The 13,009-nt window shown below is 44.2% G+C and carries 13 protein-coding genes; 6 read left to right on the top strand and 7 right to left on the bottom strand.

The window, feature by feature from the left end:
* Nucleotides 1-8: 8 nt before the first annotated feature.
* A complete protein-coding gene (locus R7093_RS07655) occupies nucleotides 9-629 on the bottom strand; it encodes a LysE family translocator (protein WP_021035942.1) in 621 nt (206 codons plus the stop codon).
* 739 nt (nucleotides 630-1,368) lie between these two features.
* Here R7093_RS07655 and R7093_RS07650 point away from each other — a divergent pair.
* The 4 genes from R7093_RS07650 to phaC all read left to right on the top strand — a co-directional run bounded on the left by R7093_RS07650 (nucleotide 1,369) and on the right by phaC (nucleotide 5,564).
* Nucleotides 1,369-2,109, top strand: a complete 741-nt coding sequence (locus R7093_RS07650; RefSeq protein ID WP_005373555.1) for an SDR family oxidoreductase — start codon at nucleotides 1,369-1,371, stop codon at nucleotides 2,107-2,109.
* 12 nt (nucleotides 2,110-2,121) lie between these two features.
* Nucleotides 2,122-3,330, top strand: a complete 1,209-nt coding sequence (locus R7093_RS07645) for an acetyl-CoA C-acetyltransferase (protein ID WP_047101506.1) — start codon at nucleotides 2,122-2,124, stop codon at nucleotides 3,328-3,330.
* A gap of 44 nt (nucleotides 3,331-3,374) precedes the next feature.
* Entirely contained in the window at nucleotides 3,375-3,722 is a 348-nt protein-coding gene (locus R7093_RS07640) for a phasin family protein (RefSeq protein ID WP_005373550.1), read from the top strand.
* A 66-nt stretch (nucleotides 3,723-3,788) separates the two neighbouring features.
* Nucleotides 3,789-5,564 carry a class I poly(R)-hydroxyalkanoic acid synthase gene (gene phaC / locus R7093_RS07635; RefSeq protein WP_047101215.1) on the top strand — a complete coding sequence of 592 codons (1,776 nt, stop codon included), beginning with the start codon at nucleotides 3,789-3,791 and terminating at the stop codon, nucleotides 5,562-5,564.
* A gap of 170 nt (nucleotides 5,565-5,734) precedes the next feature.
* On the opposite strand, the gene R7093_RS07630 is transcribed toward phaC, so the two are convergent.
* The 6 genes from R7093_RS07630 to napF form a co-directional block, all read right to left on the bottom strand.
* A complete protein-coding gene (locus R7093_RS07630; protein ID WP_005373546.1) occupies nucleotides 5,735-5,869 on the bottom strand; it encodes a TIGR02808 family protein in 135 nt (44 codons plus the stop codon).
* 11 nt (nucleotides 5,870-5,880) lie between these two features.
* On the bottom strand, nucleotides 5,881-6,459 hold the full coding sequence (locus R7093_RS07625) for a NapC/NirT family cytochrome c (protein WP_005373542.1): 579 nt from the start codon (nucleotides 6,457-6,459) through the stop codon (nucleotides 5,881-5,883).
* A 28-nt stretch (nucleotides 6,460-6,487) separates the two neighbouring features.
* On the bottom strand, nucleotides 6,488-6,943 hold the full coding sequence (locus R7093_RS07620) for a nitrate reductase cytochrome c-type subunit (protein ID WP_005389061.1): 456 nt from the start codon (nucleotides 6,941-6,943) through the stop codon (nucleotides 6,488-6,490).
* A gap of 78 nt (nucleotides 6,944-7,021) precedes the next feature.
* Nucleotides 7,022-9,511 (bottom strand): periplasmic nitrate reductase subunit alpha, encoded by a 2,490-nt coding sequence (gene napA / locus R7093_RS07615; RefSeq protein WP_005373537.1) that lies wholly within the window; start codon nucleotides 9,509-9,511, stop codon nucleotides 7,022-7,024.
* Nucleotides 9,508-9,816 carry a chaperone NapD gene (locus tag R7093_RS07610; protein WP_005373535.1) on the bottom strand — a complete coding sequence of 103 codons (309 nt, stop codon included), beginning with the start codon at nucleotides 9,814-9,816 and terminating at the stop codon, nucleotides 9,508-9,510. The genes napA and R7093_RS07610 overlap by 4 nt, the downstream gene beginning before the upstream one ends.
* A 47-nt stretch (nucleotides 9,817-9,863) precedes the next feature.
* On the bottom strand, nucleotides 9,864-10,349 hold the full coding sequence (gene napF / locus R7093_RS07605; RefSeq protein ID WP_005373529.1) for a ferredoxin-type protein NapF: 486 nt from the start codon (nucleotides 10,347-10,349) through the stop codon (nucleotides 9,864-9,866).
* Between the two features lie 247 nt (nucleotides 10,350-10,596).
* Between napF and narQ the strand changes: the two genes are divergently transcribed.
* Both narQ and R7093_RS07595 read left to right on the top strand, forming a co-directional pair.
* On the top strand, nucleotides 10,597-12,333 hold the full coding sequence (gene narQ / locus R7093_RS07600; protein WP_025767926.1) for a nitrate/nitrite two-component system sensor histidine kinase NarQ: 1,737 nt from the start codon (nucleotides 10,597-10,599) through the stop codon (nucleotides 12,331-12,333).
* A 4-nt stretch (nucleotides 12,334-12,337) separates the two neighbouring features.
* Entirely contained in the window at nucleotides 12,338-12,952 is a 615-nt protein-coding gene (locus R7093_RS07595) for a response regulator (RefSeq protein WP_031777156.1), read from the top strand.
* The last annotated feature ends 57 nt before the right edge of the window (nucleotides 12,953-13,009 follow it).

Genomic DNA, 13,009 nt, shown 5'->3' with positions numbered 1-13,009 from the left:
AGTTTGCCTTAGCTTAGTAGCAACCAGACACCAACTCCCATCATTAAAGTGCCTGCGATACGGTTCATTAGGCGTACATTCTTAGACTGACCTAATACGTGTTTCAACCCTTTACCACCAGTAGCGTACAGAGACATGCAAATGAACTCAAACAGTAAAATAATGGAGACAAGTATGATCAGTTGCGGTGCAAGCGCTGCGTTTTGGTCTATAAAAGGCGGTAAAAGAGAAATCATAAATGCCCAGCCTTTTGGGTTTGCGATTGCGGTAACGAAGCCTTGCATGATAAGTGCGATATTGTCACTCTTTGGTGTTTCTAAGTTGTCGACATTAATCGCAAGTTTCCCTCGCGATCGCCACATTTCAACTCCAAGATAGAGTAAATAACCGCCACCAATGAACTTTAACGCGATAAACATCCAAGGATAATTGAGCATAATCGCAGCGATACCTAACACCGCAGAGACTGACACCAGCGCAACACCGAGAAGCTCTCCTATCATCATCCATAACGTGCGACGATAACCGATACTCATACCTAACGTTAGGGCGAGAGTCATGCACATACCAGGCGTGATTGAGACAAAAAAGAAAGTAGGGATGAACATACTGAGCAATGCAAGATTCATATCTGTTGATGATTTAGTGATTAAAGAGAAGCCACAAAGATAGTGCAAAGTGGAAAAGGATGCTACTACAAAGCGAGCGATTACTTTCACTAGTAGCTAGTTGATGTTCTTCGAATATATAAATTTAAAATGAAATTATATTTTAATCTATGCGTCATAATAGTGCGTATTGCACCAGTATGAGACAAGCTCTTATATCATTTTTAGATTAAATATATTTAATTTATTATATTTTATCGGTATTAATCATCACTGTATTAAAATAATCGAATTGATAACTAAATTATCATTAAATACAGTAATTAAATGATATGTTTGATAATTATTTTTACTGATAATTGAATTATTATTCTAATCTCAAGTTTGTTGTAATCATATAGGCTTAAAATTCAGATCTTAAATCATGACATAATGTAACGTCTACCATTCTGTATGTAAGTACATGATATTTAATAATTATGTTTCTATTTCTGTTGGTGTGGCTTTTGTGGAAGTGTGATTTAAAACAATGACTTATGTAAAATTAACCATTTTATAACATTTCACGGGTAATGAGATCTAAATCAATCTTATGCAATTGGGTGAGTTTTTTATTTGAAATGTAATATTTCTAGGTTAACTTAAAATAAAGGCAGCACGGGATTGGTTGTCAAAAGAATAAATAAACACGTCAGTTGGTGAACTATTTCATCAGTGTATTAAGTTTGCTTTTTAAATGCCGTTAAGAATGGAGTCTTCAATGAAGAAAGTCGCTTTGATCACTGGATCAAAAGGCGGAATTGGTTCTGCTATTTCCTCTCAATTAGTCAATGACGGTTACCGTGTAATCGCTACTTATTTCACAGGTAACTACGAATGTGCGCTGGAGTGGTTCAACAGCAAAGGGTTTACCAAAGATCAGGTTCGCCTTTTTGAGTTGGATGTAACAAACACGACAGAGTGTGCAGAGAAATTGGCGCAATTGCTTGGGGAGGAAGGAACCATTGATGTTGTTGTCAACAACGCAGGAATCACACGTGATGGCGTGTTTAAAAAGATGACTGCGCAAGCTTGGAATGATGTCATCAATACCAACCTCAATAGTTTATTCAACGTTACGCAACCCCTCTTTGCTGCAATGTGCGAAAAAGGCGGTGGTCGTGTCATCAATATCTCTTCAGTCAATGGTCTTAAAGGACAGTTTGGTCAAGCAAACTACTCGGCGGCGAAAGCTGGGATGATCGGTTTCTCTAAAGCCTTAGCATACGAAGGTGCTCGCTCGGGTGTGACAGTTAATGTTATCGCTCCGGGTTACACGGGTACGCCAATGGTTGAGCAAATGAAGCCAGAAGTGCTGGAATCTATCACGAACCAAATTCCAATGAAACGTCTTGCGACACCAGAAGAAATTGCAGCATCAGTGAGCTTCTTGGTCAGCGATGCGGGCGCCTATATCACCGGAGAGACTTTGTCGGTGAACGGCGGCCTATACATGCACTAAGGAGATAAGATGATGGAAAAAGTATTTATCGTAGCGGCGAAGCGTACTCCAATTGGTGCTTTTGGTGGTAGCCTGAAAAATACTTCTGCTGGCGATCTGGCAGCAGTAGCGATTAAGGGCGCGTTGGAAGCGGCAAAGTTGCCTGGCGACAAGGTTGACGAAGTGATTGTTGGCAACGTTGTTGGTGCAGGTCAAGGAATGGGTGTTGGCCGCCAAGCGGCACTGTTTGCGGGGGTTCCTGAATCTGTTCCTGCATATGGCGTAAACATGGTTTGCGGTAGTGGCATGAAAACGGTCATGGATGCCGTGTCCCATATCCGTAGTGGCGATGCTGAGATCGTTGTTGCAGCGGGTGTTGAAGTCATGTCGCAGATTCCGTTTGCTGCACCAAGCAGCATTCGTGATGGCAACAAAATGGGCAATCTGGAGCTAAAAGATCTGCTCGTAGCAGACGGTTTAACCGATGTTTACAACCAATATCACATGGGTGTGACGGCAGAAAACGTAGCAAAACAAATCGGCTTAACTCGCCAGCAGCAAGACGAATACGCGCTGTCTAGCCAACAGAAAGCGGTAGCCGCTATCGAAGCTGGCAAATTTCAAGACGAAATTGTGCCAGTGGAAGTAAAGCAACGCCGTGAAACCGTGATGTTTGATACGGATGAATACCCAAAAGCGAACGCGACAATGGAAGCCTTAAGCAAGCTACGTCCTGCTTTTGACCGCGAAGGCACTGTGACTGCGGGTAATGCATCAGGCATTAACGATGGAGCGAGTGCGATTATCGTGGCGTCTGAAAGCGCAGTTAAAGCGCATGGATTAACGCCGCTTGCTGAGATCGTAAGCTATGCGCAATCGGGTCTTGATCCGAAGATCATGGGCCTAGGTCCTGTTGAGTCGGTCAATAAAGCACTCGCAAAAGCGGAACTCAGTGTACACGACATCGACGTTTACGAGTTAAACGAAGCATTTGCAGCGCAAGCACTTGGCGTGATTCATCAGTTGGCGGAAACAAACCAAGTTCCAGTTAACGCGATTCAAGATAAAGCGAACTTTAACGGTGGTGCTATCGCGCTAGGACACCCGCTTGGTGCTTCTGGCAACCGAATCTTAGTCACGCTGGTTCACGAGCTTCATAAGCAAAATGGTCAATATGGCGTTGCTTCACTTTGTGTGGGCGGCGGCATGGGCACGGCTGTGGTTGTAAAGACAGTTAAGTAATTATTTAAACGGACATTTTTAATTCTTTCTCTAGGAGACAAACCATGTACACAGATTTCTTCAAAACATTTAGCGATCAAACTGAAAAAAATCTAGAACCTTACTTGAAGTTCAACAAGCTAGTGACAAAAAACGTAGAAGTGTTGACCGAGCTTCAATTGAACGCCATTCGCACATACAGTGAAGTGGGTCTAAACCAGATGAAAGCAGCGACAGAAATCAAAGACGTAACGTCATTGACTGCTTTCAACAGTCAGCAACTAAGCGTACTTACTAAACTTTCTCAACAAATGATGGATGACAGCAACAAGCTTCAAGCGATTGCAAAAGAGTTCAAAGAAGACGTTGAGAAAATGACTTCGGAAAATCTAAAGACTGTTACTCCAGCGTAATTTGTCCGATTCTCGCCGCCCCTAGATTTGGGCGGCGTTGTTTTTTCCGAATATAGGAGTAAGACTATGTTTCAACACTTCTTTTCGGACTATCTTGTGAAGCTTCAGGAAACCAATCATCAGTGGTGGCATGATTTCGAAGTGAACAAGGCAGTCGTGAACTCTCCTTTAAACAAGGCCATGCAAGAAGTGAACTTTGAGGATACTGCCAAACTGTTCGAACAAGCTGCGAATCAGCCTGCTGCGATTTTAAAGCTGCAAGCACAGTGGTGGGAACAGCAGCTGCAAATTTGGCAGAATGTTGCATTGGCAGGGAACCAAGCACAAATCGTCGAAGCTGAAAAAGGGGATAAGCGTTTCTCAAACGAAGCGTGGCAAAATGAAGCCATGTATAGCTTCATCAAACAATCCTACCTTTTATTTAGTAAGACCTATCTGGACACCATCGAGTCTTTGGAAGGCTTAGATGAAAAGACGAAAGAACGTATTATTTTCTTCTCTCGCCAAGCCATTAACGCCCTTTCTCCTTCCAACTTCATCGCAACTAACCCAGAGCTTTTGAAGCTGACACTTGAGCAAAACGGCCAAAATCTACTGGCTGGCTTAGAGCAGTTGAAAGAAGACGTTGAGTCGAGCGCAGACATTTTAAAAGTGCGTATGACGAATAACAATGCATTCCGCGTGGGAGATGACGTTGCGACGACACAGGGCAATGTGGTTTTTCAAAACGAATTGTTTGAGTTGATTCAATATCGACCTCTAACAGAGAAAGTGAATGCGACGCCGCTGCTCATCGTCCCACCTTTCATCAATAAATACTACATCCTTGATTTAACGGCAAAGAACTCAATGGTTCGATGGTTGTTAGAGCAGGGGCACAGTGTATTTATGATGTCTTGGCGCAATCCAGGCAAGGCACAAGCGCACATAGAGTTTGGTGACTACGTGACAGAAGGCGTAGTGAAAGCCGTCGCTGCAATTGAAGATATAACAGGACAAGAACAAATCAATGCTGCTGGTTACTGTATTGGTGGTACTGTTTTAGCAAGCACGGTTGCGTACTACGCTGCAAAACGTATGAAGAAGCGCATTAAGTCTGCCACTTTCTTCACCACGTTGCTCGACTTCTCTCAACCAGGTGAAGTCGGCGCGTATATCAATGACACCATTGTTAGTGCAATTGAAGCGCAAAATAACGCAAAAGGGTATATGGACGGCCGTTCCTTAAGCGTGACGTTTAGTTTACTGCGTGAAAACAGCTTGTACTGGAACTACTACGTCGACAATTACTTGAAGGGTAACAGTCCGGTTGATTTCGACTTGTTGTACTGGAATAGCGATAGCACCAACGTCAGCGCTGCATCTCATAATTTCTTGCTTCGCGAGCTCTATTTAGAGAACAAGCTGGTGCAAGATAAAGGCGTCAAAATTGGTGGAGTATGGATTGATCTAAATAAGATCAAAATTCCTAGCTATTTTGTGTCAACGAAAGAAGACCACATTGCGTTATGGCAGGGAACTTACCGTGGTGCGCTGAACACGGGTGGTAACAAAACGTTTGTCCTCGGTGAGTCTGGTCATATTGCGGGCATCGTGAACCCTCCAGCTAAAAATAAGTATGGTTATTGGTTGAACGATAATTTGGATGACTCTGCTGATGAGTGGTTGAATAACGCGGAACACAAAGAGGGATCGTGGTGGACACACTGGAACGAGTGGTTACTCCAATTCAACCCTAAAGAGCAAGTTGAGCCTTTCCCTATTGGCTCAGAAAACCATCCGGTTATTGATGAGGCGCCAGGACAATACGTCAAACAGGTTCTGCCAGTAAAAGAATCTTAAACAACTCCCTATAGCAGTAAATCTTAGCGGCCTTTATGGTCGCTTTTTTTATGTATGATTGCTTGTTTATTGTTGGCAAGTACCATTGAGTAATAAATAAAAAGCGCCGAGCATTTGCTCGGCGCTCAGTGTCAACAAATAGGCTAGTTGACGAGTAGAGATGCGTTACGTTACACCTCTTTATCCTTACCAAATGACAGCAGCCAGAGAGAGATTGCTGCTACCGCCACAAAGCCGGAAAGAATAATCACTGGCATAGCACTGTAGCCAAGGATATGCCAAATTACAGATTCTAATGTACTCATGGTAAGTCTCCTTAGTGCCAGCCTTCAACGCCGCTCATGTCTGGTAGTTTGTGCGCAATACCTTTGTGACAGTCTACACATGTTTTCTCGCCTGAAGCGAGAGCGGTGGAGTGTTGTTCTGCCGCACGTGATCCTTGCTGAGAGTAATCCATGAAATCAAACTCATGACAGTTACGACATTCAAGAGAGTCATTCTTCTTCATACGTGCCCACTCTCGCTCTGCGAGGTGTCCACGACGCTCTTGGAACTTCTCTGGCGTATCGATCGTCTTCGTTACGAAGTGTGCAAATAGCTCTTTAGATGCCTGTACTTTACGAACGATCTTATCCGTCCATTCATGAGGAACGTGACAGTCTGAACAAATCGCACGAACACCAGATCGGTTGGAGTAGTGAATTGTTTCTTGAATTTCAGCAACGATCGGCGCGTGACAGCCAGAACAGAATTCTTCTGTGTTGGTTGCTTCCATACCTGTGTTGAATGCGCCCCAAAATAGAAGGCCACCAGCGAAGCCTAGAAATAAAACCACACCAGCGGCAGCTTTACTCGGGCTCGACAGTCTCTTCCAAAACGCTTTAAGTATTTTCATAAGTAACCTCTTAGTACTCGCGTTTCAATTACTGAAGCGAATCGACTGCCTTAAACTCGTTTTCCACTAGTGGTTTTGCATCCGTTTGTGGAACGTGACATTGCAAACAGAAGTAACGACGTGGAGACATATCTGCCAGTACCGCATCTTCTCTGTTTACATAGTGCGTTACGCTAATTTTAGTCGCACCTGACTCTTTTGCATTTTTCCAGCTATGGCATGCAAGACACTTGTTAGCATTTAACGAAATTTCGTAGTGACGAATGCTGTGTGGGATCAACGGTGGTTGATAAACATAGCTGTCTTCAACAATTTGATCTTTAGGGAAGTCTTTGAACTCGTCTGCTGGACGCGTATCTTCCAATTGAGACATTCCACGTAAAGATTCTAGACCACCAATACCACCTGGATTATCCAACTCAGCTTGCGCAATGCCTGTCACTAACGCACCTACAGATAAAACTGCGACAAGTAATTTTTTCATCATTTCATCTCCGCCTTTATGGCTTAAATTCTTTATTAGGCCGCCATAATGACGGCCGTAGCATTCAGTATCTGAAGGTTAAGCAATCTTAGTGATTTTGACTGGGCACTTCTTAAAGTCTGTCTGTTTAGACAGTGGATCAGTCGCATCTAGGATAAGCTTGTTAATCAAAATACGTGCATCAAAGAACGGTACGAATACCAAGCCTTTTGGCGGACGGTTACGACCGCGAGTTTCAACACGAACGCGTACTTCACCGCGTTTGTTTGCCATGAGTACTTCTTCACCACGACGAACATTGCGTGCTTTTGCGTCTTCTGGGTGCATGTAACACACTGCGTCTGGTACTGCTTTGTATAATTCAGGTACACGACGAGTCATGGTGCCTGTGTGCCAATGTTCAAGAACACGACCAGTACATAACCACATATCAAATTCATCGTTCGGTACTTCTGGTGGCGCTTCGTATGGCGCGGAAATGATCTTCGCTTTGCCGTCAGCATTGCCGTAGAAGTCCCAACCAGAACCTTCTTTCGCGTATGGGTCTGAACCTTCTTTAAAGCGCCACTGTGTTTCTTTACCATCAACAACAGGCCAACGTAGACCACGTACTTCATGGTAACGGTCGTATGGAGCCAAATCATGCCCGTGACCACGGCCAAATGTTGCGTATTCCTCAAACAGACCTTTTTGGACATAGAAACCGAAGTGGTGAGCATCGTCATTCAGTTCACGAGCTTCTTCGATAGGGAATTTGTCGACGTTACCATTGCGGTAAAGTACGTCGTACATTGTTTTACCACGGTATTGAGGCGCTTTCGCTAGAAGCTCTTCAGGCCACACTTCTTCCATTTTGAAGCGTTTCGAGAACTCCATTAGCTGCCACAGGTCGGATTTTGCTTGACCGACTGTGCCCACTTGTTGGTACCAAGCTTGGGTACGACGCTCTGCGTTACCGTAAGCACCTTCTTTTTCAATCCACATTGCGGTAGGAAGAATAAGGTCTGCTGCTTGTGCTGTTGCTGTCGGGTATGGGTCAGACACAACGATGAAGTTTTCTGGGTTGCGGTAACCTGGAAGACGCTCTGTGTTGATGTTTGGACCGGCTTGCATGTTGTTGTTACATTGAACCCAGTAACAGTTCAGAACGCCGTCATTCAGCATACGGTCTTGCAATACGGCGTGGAAGCCAGGTTTTGGTGGAATCGTACCTTCTGGCAGTTTCCAGATGTCTTCTGCAATCTTACGGTGTTTAGGGTTAGCAACCACCATGTCCGCTGGTAGGCGGTGAGCAAACGTACCAACCTCACGAGCGGTACCACATGCTGATGGTTGGCCCGTTAGTGAGAATGGGCTGTTCCCCGGAGTCGAGATCTTACCGGTTAGTAGGTGGATGTTGTAAACCAAGTTATTCATCCATACACCACGAGTATGCTGGTTCATACCCATCGTCCATAGAGACATCACTTTCGTGTTTGGATCCGCGTATTGCTTCGCAAGCTCGATAAGCTTCTCTTTCTCAACACCAGAGATTTCAGATGCTTTTTCTACTGTGTATGGCGCTACTGATTTCTTGTACTCTTCGAATGAGATAGAAGTGAGTTTGCCAGAGTTCGGGTTCTTCGCTGCTTTTTGTAGCGGATCATCGTCACGTAGACCGTAGCCGATGTCAGTGTCTGCTTGAGTGAAGTTCGTGTGTTTGTTCACGAAGTCCCAGTTTACTGCATCGTTTTCGATGATGTAGTTTGCGATGAAGTTAGCAATTGCAAGGTCAGACTGAGGATTGAAAATGTAGCCGTGGTCTGCCAACTCAAATGAACGATGGTAGTAAGTAGAAAGCACGTTCACTTTAACGTGAGGGTGGCTTAGGCGGCGGTCAGTAATGCGAGTCCATAGAACCGGGTGCATCTCTGCCATGTTTGAGCCCCAAAGAACGAAAGCGTCTGCGTTCTCAAAGTCATCGTAACAACCCATTGGCTCATCGATACCGAATGCGCGCATGAAACCTACAACGGCAGAAGCCATACAGTGACGAGCGTTTGGATCAATGTTGTTTGATCGGAAGCCTGCTTTCATTAACTTTGACGCAGCGTAGCCTTCCATTACTGTCCATTGGCCTGAGCCAAACATACCTACGCTTGTTGGGCCTTTTTTCTCGAGGGAAGCTTTCCATTTCTCAGCCATGATGTCGAAAGCGTCATCCCAAGAGATAGGTGTAAATTCACCATCTTTGTGGAATTTGCCATCTTTCATTCGTAGCATCGGTTGAGTTAGACGGTCTTGACCGTACATGATCTTAGAAAGGAAGTAACCTTTGATGCAGTTCAGACCTTTGTTTACTGGTGCTTCTGGGTCACCCTGTGTTGCTACCACTTTGCCGTTTTGAGTGCCAACAAGAACAGAACAGCCTGTACCACAGAAACGACAAGGTGCTTTGTCCCATGTGATTTTGGTTTGATCAGAGCTTGCAATCAGGTTGGCTGCAGATGCTGGTAGTGTCACACCTGCGACAGCAGCAGCTGATGCAGCCGCGTTTGCTTTCACAAACGCACGTCTTGTCATTTTCATACTTCACCCTCGATTTGGGAATGTTGTGTTCCAGTGTCTTCTTCATCCGTTTCTTCAAGCCCAGTTTCGATTTGGTGATAAACCAATACCGTGCTTAAGACGTTCGGTAAATTATTAATGGCATCGATAGTGTCTGTGATGAAACCTTGGTTCTCAGTTTCAAGTACGACGATAATCTTGCCTTCAGGACTGTCACCATAGATTTCCGCATTTTCGTGTGCTTCTATCTTTTGTTTGATTTCGTCCAAATGTTCCGGCAGCACATGTACTACCAAACTTGAAATATGCACTTCATTTAGTGACATATAGCTCTCTCATTTATTTTTATTGCCTTTGGCCGACGACATTCGGCTTAGGCTGTTGTATTGCTCACATTGATGGATGAAGTCGGGCACACTGAAACACAGGCGCCGCAGCCGTTACACTCATCAAGGTCTAAATTGGGTTGTGCTACTTTCCCCAGTTCTAATTTGAACTGAATTGCCATCGGGTCGCACATATCCCCACAGCTTCGGCATTCGACATTTTGTTTTGCTAAGCAGTTATCGTTGATACTTGCTTTTGCTTGCCAAGGTTGTTCTGTTTCTGGCAAGAAAAGGGGCTCAGGACAGGCGTTTGCACATTGATAGCAAAATGTGCATTCATCGATGGAAAAATCGACCGAGGGGAATCCGCCATCACTTTTGGTTATAATCTTTGTTTCACAGGCCTCAATGCATTTACCGCAGCGAGTGCAATCGTCCGTAAACTGTTGCGGTTTAGTTAACCAAGGCAAACGTACGGCGTTGTCGGGGTGCGCTTTTCTTGCAAAGAGTCTTCTTCTGGAAAGGTCTACCACTTAGTCACCTCGAAACTTGGAACCCAAACTAAGCATAGTCCACAATTTTCATTAATAAACTGTCATTTAAACTAACGAAATTGTAGTTTTTGACATATTTGTATAAATACCTCTTAGGGGGTAAATGGTATGCAATATTGTTTTGGATCAATAAATTCCGTCGCAGGTGATCACATATTGATAAAGTTGAAAGGTAATGGGTTCATTGCACGTACAAATAGGATTGTTAATGGGCGAGGAACTCAGATTGTTTAAAAATGTGAAAAAGTCGGTGACGCGCACGATTGCGTCCGCGATGCTTCTTATTTTGCTGCTCTCAGTCGCTACGACTGGTTTTGCGATTTTTACGTTAGCATCCAGTTTGAACGATGCTGAAGCCGTCAATGTTGCTGGCTCGATGCGAATGCAAAGCTACCGTCTGGCGAATGATATTCAGGTTAAATCTGTTGACTATTCTTCACATATTGACGCATTTGAACATTCGATATATTCACCTTCAATGAAAGCGCTTCAGCATTGGTCTGTGCCAGAAGACATCACTCACGATTACTACCGTCTTATTATCAGATGGCATGAACTCAAGGCGGTGCTTAGAGGAGACAACCCGGCAGAATATCAACTCCTAGTGGCCGGTTTTGTTGAACAAATCGATGAGTTTGTATTTAAGCTACAAAGCTTTTCGGAGCAAAAACTGATTAACTTAGCCTGGATCGGCGGGTTAGGGTTGGGTGGCATTCTTTGTGTCAGTATGTTTGTCGTTCATTTTGTGCGCCTCGAAGTTGTTCGGCCTCTGCGTGCTTTAGTTTTTGCTAGCGAGCAAATTAAAAATCGCTCATTTAATATATCGCTCAATGTATCTAGCGATAATGAAATGGGAATACTGACTCGAACCTTTAATCGGATGGCGACAGACCTTGGTAAGTTGTACCGAGGATTAGAACAAGCGGTTGATGAGAAAACACGTAAATTGCAGCATGCCAACCAGTCTTTAGAGGTGCTGTATGACTCGTCAAAAGAACTCACGGCGTCGCGTATTAATCAAGACAATTTCCAGGCGATTTTGCAGCATATCGTCAGTCTTGAGGGCATTAAAGCGGTCAAACTTGAAATCGAGCAGCTGGGAGAACCGAGCTGGATATTGATGGAAGGAGAAGAATGCTGCCAAGATTGTGATGAAGATTGCCACGGTAAAGCCCTGATGCTAGATGGTGAGCACTTGGGCTATTTATATTGGAAAGCAGGGTTACCTTGTCCGAACGAGGCTCTTATTGACAACTTCGTGCAGATTTTATCACGCGCCGTGTATTACAATCGGGCGCAGCGCCAAGCAGAACAAATTCTGCTGATGGAAGAGCGAGCCACTATTGCTCGGGAGTTGCATGATTCATTGGCTCAAGCACTCTCTTACTTGAAAATTCAGGTCGCTTTGTTGAAGAGAAGCGTAAAGAACTTGCCTGACGAAAAGGCGATCGCGCAGGCTAATCAAGTTATTGCCGAGCTAGATACGGGCTTATCTGCCGCGTATACGCAGTTACGCGAGTTACTGACGACGTTTCGTCTTACGATTAAAGAGGGCAGTTTTGGCCAAGCATTGCAAGACATGGTTGAAACGCTCAGTGAACAAACTGCTGCGGACATTACGCTAAAAAATAGACTTTCATCAACTGAACTGGATGCACATCAGCAGGTTCATTTACTACAGTTGATAAGAGAAGCGGCAATTAATGCAATCAAACATGCGCAAGCAGATAATATTCACATTCAATGTCTCGATAATGATGGAAAAGTCACAGTAACCGTTAGCGACGATGGAATAGGCTTTGAACATCAAGACGAAAAATTAAATCATTACGGTATGAGTATCATGCAAGAGCGGGCCGCTAGACTGCATGCCGATCTGCACATCGAAGCATCGATAAACAAAGGTTGTACCGTAAAATTAGAATTCCAACATAGTAAGGAAGTAAACAGTGACAGTGTGTAAAGTAATGCTGGTGGATGATCATCCACTCATGCGAAGAGGTATCCACCAGCTTTTAAGCTTTGAGCCTGAGTTTGAGGTCATTGCAGAAGCAAGTAATGGCGCGGATGCAGTAGCGAAAGCGCATGAGCTAGAACTGGATCTTGTACTTCTTGATCTTAATATGAAAGGCATGTCTGGCCTTGATACTTTGCAAGCACTGCGTGCAGATGGCTGTGAAGCCAGAATTGTCATTCTAACCGTTTCAGATAGCCCAGCAGATATAGAAGCAATAGTTCGAAGTGGTGCCGATGGCTATTTATTGAAAGACACTGAGCCTGATGAGTTGGTTGAGTTGCTAAAACAAGCGCATCAAGGGGACAAGGCATACAGCCAAGAAGTTTCTAAGTATTTGAGTGAACGCTCAGAGCAAGAGGACGTGTTTGATACACTGACCGATCGTGAATCTCAGATCTTAAGAGAGGTGGCAAGAGGTTTCCGCAACAAGCAAATTGCCGATCGTCTTTTTATCTCTGAGTCTACGGTTAAAGTACATATGAAGAGTTTACTTAAAAAGCTTCAAGTTCCTTCTCGTACTGCAGCAACCGTCCTTTATCTTGAGCGCTTTGGCGACATCAAATAACATTGTTGGATTTGAATCTGTAATAATAAATAAAATCAAACAGTTATATTGATTCTG

The sequence above is a fragment of the Vibrio sp. 1580 genome (genome assembly GCF_033340055.1).
Note: the sequence above shows the minus strand (reverse complement) of the source record. Positions and strands in the feature narration are given on the sequence as shown.

Bases quoted from the DNA above. Each gene is read 5' to 3' on its own strand.
- phaC (WP_047101215.1), top strand. From the start codon at position 3,789: ATGTTTCAACACTTCTTTTCGGACTATCTTGTGAAGCTTCAGGAAACC.
- R7093_RS07650 (WP_005373555.1), top strand. From the start codon at position 1,369: ATGAAGAAAGTCGCTTTGATCACTGGATCAAAAGGCGGAATTGGTTCT.
- R7093_RS07620 (WP_005389061.1), bottom strand. From the start codon at position 6,943: ATGAAAAAATTACTTGTCGCAGTTTTATCTGTAGGTGCGTTAGTGACA.
- napA (WP_005373537.1), bottom strand. From the start codon at position 9,511: ATGAAAATGACAAGACGTGCGTTTGTGAAAGCAAACGCGGCTGCATCA.
- R7093_RS07595 (WP_031777156.1), top strand. From the start codon at position 12,338: ATGCTGGTGGATGATCATCCACTCATGCGAAGAGGTATCCACCAGCTT.
- R7093_RS07655 (WP_021035942.1), bottom strand. From the start codon at position 629: ATGAATCTTGCATTGCTCAGTATGTTCATCCCTACTTTCTTTTTTGTC.
- R7093_RS07640 (WP_005373550.1), top strand. From the start codon at position 3,375: ATGTACACAGATTTCTTCAAAACATTTAGCGATCAAACTGAAAAAAAT.
- R7093_RS07625 (WP_005373542.1), bottom strand. From the start codon at position 6,459: ATGAAAATACTTAAAGCGTTTTGGAAGAGACTGTCGAGCCCGAGTAAA.
- R7093_RS07645 (WP_047101506.1), top strand. From the start codon at position 2,122: ATGGAAAAAGTATTTATCGTAGCGGCGAAGCGTACTCCAATTGGTGCT.
- R7093_RS07630 (WP_005373546.1), bottom strand. From the start codon at position 5,869: ATGAGTACATTAGAATCTGTAATTTGGCATATCCTTGGCTACAGTGCT.
- R7093_RS07610 (WP_005373535.1), bottom strand. From the start codon at position 9,816: ATGTCACTAAATGAAGTGCATATTTCAAGTTTGGTAGTACATGTGCTG.